The organism is Vibrio sp. V19_P1S1T109, assembly GCF_002241375.1.
Lineage (GTDB): Bacteria > Pseudomonadota > Gammaproteobacteria > Enterobacterales > Vibrionaceae > Vibrio > Vibrio anguillarum.
In genome coordinates this window covers 1-5,884 of record NZ_NDIM01000301.1, presented here as the reverse complement: position 1 = coordinate 5,884, position 5,884 = coordinate 1, and the positions used below count along the sequence as shown (strand labels likewise).

General features: G+C 41.6%; 3 protein-coding genes. 2 read left to right on the top strand and 1 reads right to left on the bottom strand.

The features are described from left to right. Window positions 1–597 precede the first annotated feature (597 nt). Complete coding sequence (locus tag B9J87_RS14650; protein WP_013857353.1) at window positions 598–1,212, top strand: hypothetical protein; 615 nt, start codon at window positions 598–600, stop codon at window positions 1,210–1,212. 71 nt (window positions 1,213–1,283) lie between these two features. Beyond that, the gene (locus B9J87_RS14645) at window positions 1,284–2,600 is read left to right on the top strand and encodes an O-antigen ligase family protein (protein WP_094151490.1); all 1,317 of its coding nucleotides are present in this window, start codon (window positions 1,284–1,286) and stop codon (window positions 2,598–2,600) included. Between the two features lie 152 nt (window positions 2,601–2,752). Here B9J87_RS14645 and B9J87_RS14640 read toward each other — a convergent pair whose 3' ends face one another. Then, window positions 2,753–5,623: a beta-prism lectin domain-containing protein gene (locus B9J87_RS14640; RefSeq protein ID WP_094151488.1), complete on the bottom strand. Its 2,871-nt coding sequence runs from the start codon at window positions 5,621–5,623 to the stop codon at window positions 2,753–2,755. Between the last annotated feature and the right edge of the window lie 261 nt (window positions 5,624–5,884).

Here is a 5,884-nt window from a genome sequence, read left to right as displayed (position 1 = left end):
ACGTTATACTGAGAAAAATAATCTCTGCAAGAGAGCGCTAGAGTGATCTCGATGATAAAACATTATTCAATAAACCGGCCTATCGCCTTGTTCATGTTAGCCTTGCTTTCTCTTGGTACGGCTTCGCTATCACTGGCAAAAACACTGAATATTCATGCTGAGATACCGATATTTTTGGAAAAGTCACTCGGCGGTGATATTTATCTCCACTTTACACTTGCGCTATTCATTACCTTGGTTTTTATCCGAGTAATTTCCGCCACTCTTTCCCCTATACAGAGCATCTTTCTCGCCATAGTTATCGTCTCGACCTGTTGCGTAATTGATGAAAGTTTACAAATGTTATCGCGTTCACGATCATTCTCTTTGCTCGATTTAGGGGCAAGCTTACTTGGTATAACAATGGCCTCAATAATCTATTACGTTACTAGCAGACTTCAATCTTCAAACTTATGCTCCAAACTAAGACAACCTCGCGCATAAAAACGCCTTAAGAATGAGAATCGAACCCTTATTAACAGAAGTACGATATCACTGGATGTACTACTTCACTTATAATCATCGCAACAGTAAATCGTAGGCTTTTAGGACTTACCAATGAAAAAATCACTATGGATATTTTGGATTGCTATTTCAGCTTTGCTGGCTAGTTCAAGGTTATATGCCGAAACAGAAATTACTTGTTCACTTTATAAAAACCATAAAGTGGCCACAGACACAATAAGAGCCAGCCTAGAACAAGCAGACGATGCCATTATTTCTCTGCAAGCTTTAATGAAACTATGCCCAAGCATGGCTCTGGAAATGGCGGACCTAGCGTCTACTCTACACCCACAACTAGCACTCGATATCTTCAATACAGTATTTGACCATATATCGAGTGACCAAGTCGCAGCTTTGACTGCAATACTCGTTAAAAATGCACCTCAAGAGATGCGTTCTGAAGTCATTCAGCTTGCTGTCACTAAATCACCAGAGTCAGCTCAAGCTATCGTTGATGCTGTTATTGCAATGGATTTAATGGACTCAACTGATGTGATTGTTGCTGCAATCTCCGGTGGCGCTGACCCAGCGACCATTACTGAACCGACAGCGGCAGGTACTCCATCGGCTTTACCTGGTGGCTTACCTCCAGTCGCAACGGTGCCAGGTAACACCACAACACTTGGAACTGGCAATGGCAGTGGTGGTGGTACCGCTTCACCAAACTGATCGTTTAATTCGATGCTTTCATCCAGTTTAGGGCAGGTATATTCCTGCCCTTCTTAATTGATATTAATAGTATGCGTCTAATAGAAAAATCCATTTTCCCAATATTTCTCATTTTTGTATTTTGGCTGCCCATACCTTTAGGTAGTAATCGCCCATTAGCATGGTCATTCAATGAAATCTGGATTGCATTGCTGCTTATTGCCTGTTTATTCAACTACTCTTTTGAGCATTGGAAAAACTGTCTGATAAGGGGAAAATTAGTCATCATTCCCATCGCACTTATCACTTGCTGGTCATTCATCCAAAGTATTCCACAACTTGGTATAACTCAGGATCCTAGTTTAGTCTTTGTCTCTGCAATCAAATCGCTCCACTATTTCCAGTTTTGTCTTATTGCTCTTGTCCTCATCGATACACCTAAAAAATTAAAACTTCTCGCAATAGTCATGGTTAGCAGTGGAATTTGCCAAGGCTTTTACGCTGGCGTGATTTTGCTACTCAACCTAGATCATTCGATAATTTTCAAGCTGCCACTAGGAAATAGAGCCTCCGGAAGCTTTGTCTATCATAATCATCTGGCAAACTTCTTGATGCTGAATCTCTGCATTGGATTTGGCTTATTAATTGCAAAACTCGATAGCTCACACAAAACCGGATTTAGAAATATCACTAAACAGTTTTTAGCCGTGTTGCTGTCTGATAAAGCCTTTGTACGTTTAGGGCTCGTGATCATGGTGATTGCATTAGTCTTAACACGCTCAAGAATGGGAAATATGGCTTTCTTTATCGCCCTAACCGTAGGTTGTGTGCTGTTGCTATTGTTTTACAAACCGAAACCCAAAAGTGTTTATGTGCTCATAATCAGTTTATTCATCATTGATACGTTCATCGTGAGCCAATGGTTTGGATTGGAGAAAGTCAAACAACGTCTTATTGAAACTAGCTTGGAAAGTGAATCAAGAGATGATGTTGTCAGATATTCCATAGTTGCAATACAAGAAAGGCCTCTGACTGGCTTTGGGGCTGGTACTTTCTACTCCACTTTTCCTTCCTACAATCAAGGAAAAGTAAAACTGTTTTACGATCATGCTCATAATGACTACATCCAATTCACCTTAGAATCAGGCCTTGTCATGGTTTCGATATTAGGTGTAATGATCTTAGTCGCCGCCCAACGCGCATTTTATGCGTTTAAAAACCGCAGAAATAGATTGATGAAAGGGATCGGCTTATCATCCATGATGGCTATTATTGGTATGTTGATACACATGAGTGTTGATTTCCCACTTCAAGCTCCCGCAACAACACTTTATTTCTTGCTGTGTTTATTGATGGGACACTGGTCAAATTCAATGCCGAGTCTGGTCACTCGTTCAAAATATTCCTGATATATAAAAACGACTTTAAGTTGCAGGTAAACGAATGTATCCAACACCGCGAATGGTATACGTCCAAAACAATTCCTACTCCATATCTGGTTAATAAAAAATCCCTCGATTGTCTCGAGGGATTTTCAATTATTGAATTAAAACGATATCAATTAATCGAATACAAACTGCAAGCCTTCAACTAACCAGCCACCAGTCCAAACATTGATCTGCTTGATGCGTTTACCTTGCGGCACAGTGTACGTTTCAACTTTTTTGTTGCTCGCATAGTGGCTTGAACCCAATAACACGCTAGAGCCATCCTTCATCGTGAACTTAATCGCCACTATGTGGTAACCACCCCAGTTATAAAGACCAGAGGTAACTTCCACGGATTGCAATTGATCAAGAGCAATCGGTGCTCTTAGCACACCACCGTTAGTACCTTGTACCGGGCCGCCCACCAAGTTATTGGCCGTCGTGCCGATCGCATCGATCGCAAAACCAGAACGCAGATACATCTGGTTATCCGCCGTCACTACACGTTGTGATTGCTGAGTATTTGAGTAACCAAAAATTGGAGACTCACCACCCACCGTTGCACGTAATGTACTCGAACGGTATGTATTATGGCTCAACCAACTTGGTGTCGCATTTGTAGGCACTACACCATCTTGAGTAACATTCGTCAGATGGAAAGCATGCTGGTTCCAGATGCGAGTTGCATTCTTCCAAGGTTTTGCACTGTCCGCAGATTCATAAACAAACACACCATGGTTAACGACATAGTTTTTATCAAAATCATTCGCAACAACAATCAGCTCTGCGTTGTTATCCCCCGCAAGATCAACAACAATCGGGTACTCCCACAAGGTTGAGGTCGAATGCGCGAAAGAGGCTCTTTCCTGGCCCGTTCGTCCATCAAGAATTCGCACTCTGGCATGATCCTGAACAATAACTTCATCAATACCATCGCCATCAAAATCGTAAGCAGAAACACCAATTTTACCACTGCCAGTATCATCGTTAGCAGCAGACCAGACGCGATCACCTTTACTGTTGTACATATCCACAGCAGTATATCCAGCGTAAACAATGCCTTTCACATCAATATCATTAGAGCCACTACGAGAAGCCAATTCAAATTGCAAACCATCAACTAGCCACCCCTCAGTCCACACTTTGATACTCTTAATTTGGCTATCGGCTGGCACATTAAAACTCTCGGTCTGCTTAGAATACGCGTACTTTTTCGACCCCATCCTAATAATACTGCTATTACTCATTCTGAAATCGAGCGCAACGACATGATAACCACCCCAATAATACTTACCCCAAGTAACATCAACAGATTTGACGTCTTTGATATTGACTGGTTGGCTAAGGTTACCACCACGGCCACCAATAAGTGATTGAGCTGAGCTCCCCACCGCATCAATCGCTAAACCAGAGCGTACTGATAATTTAGCATCCGATGTGATAGTAATCGTCGATGGATTAGTATGAGAACGATATCCATAGACTTTTGACCATTCATTGTTTTCGATAACTTTGGCTTTACCTAAGAAATTAGAAACAGCTTGTACGCCACCACCTGGATTTGTACTATTATTCACTTCCCACTTTACGGTACCGTCGTGTTCTAAAACAGCAAATCGTGCATTTTCGCCTGTTGCGAAAGTTGCAGGGACCGAAGCCACAATTTCTGGACGCTCATCGTTATCCAAATTAACAAGCGATGAAAACCACACCATATCATTGGCTAGATACTGCCAATTGACGGCACCACTGTTTTGGTACATTACACCACCAGAAAAGACCTCTTGCGAATTATCGCCATCGATATCCACATTAATAGAAGATGGGGCCCAAGGATGACTAAATACAAGACCTGACTCGTAATTATAAACGCCATCTGAAGATAGAATCTCGACACTACCGTCCCCATCAAGATCTGCGAGGGTTATAGAGCCAACTGAACGGCCTCCAGTTTGTGCTTTGAGAATCTGTTTCTTTACATGACCGTTGTTATCCAAAATATTTAAATAGGGGCTAGATGTATTGGTTGTAACGATTTCAACTACACCATCACCATCTAAATCAGCGACAGCTGGTGAATATCTTGCGTCAGCAATGGCTTCACCTTGCTCATAAGACCACAACTCCGAGCCATCAACACCGCTTAAAGCTCGAACTAGGCCTCCGTTAACATACTTGTTCCCTTCAAACGTCACAACGATAAGGTCAGCAATGTCTTTTTCATCAATATTACCATCGCCATTATCATCATTCAGTTGAGCAACAACTGGAGTCGCCATCACTTGATTCGATAATGGCTTAAAGCCACCGCCTTGCCATGACCATTTCAACTGCGTGCTAATGGTGTCAGAAGGTACATCAAATGACACAACTCGCATAGAACGAGGGTGTGAAAAATCAAGGAGTTCACCGTTGTAAGCTTTCACTGATTTCAGTTGTGCATTAGATGTATTACCATCGAAAACAGCTAAACGGTTATAGGACAAATTATCCCAATCACTAAGTATCACTCCAAGACCTTCAGGAGCGACTATATCGACAGGATGTCCATAGATATAGGAAGGGAGCGAATAACCAGAACGCTCACCTTCTTTAAGACAAAAACGCTCACCATTTTCACGGCTCACGATACAAGCTTCAGGATAAAGTTCCGATGCAAGGACACGCATGGAACGAGGATGAGAAAAATCTAGAGCCTGCCCGTTCAATGCTTTAACATTTTTTAACTCACTGTTATCAGTATAATGGTCAAAAACTGCCAAGCGATTGTAAGATAAATTATCCCAGTCACTGAGCATCACTGAAACACCACTAGGTGCTAAAACATCAACTTGATGATTATAAATCCAAGATGGTAGCGAATATTCTGAACGCTGCCCTATATTTAGGCAGTACTTATCTCCGGTTTTCCGGCTAATAATGCAACCTTCCTGATCTGCAGCTTGAACCATTGAGCCACCCAATGAGATCATTCCTACAGCGAAAACCAAATATTTTATTGTCATGAAAAAGTTTCCCTCTACTAAATATGCATACCTTCCCAACCAAACTGCGTTCGATAGGCTAAAAGTACGGTTAGCAAGGCCAGCATAATGCAGATACCTTGCGAACATGGATAAGGTGACATAATTATCAGTAGACGTGCATCTTATTACAACGACACTTCGATGAGATACAGACTCAAATATGAGACGAATCAAATATGAGACAAATTTCTCTTATAAAATTTCATTTTAAGAAATGCCACTCTAGCCACTCTATTAGTC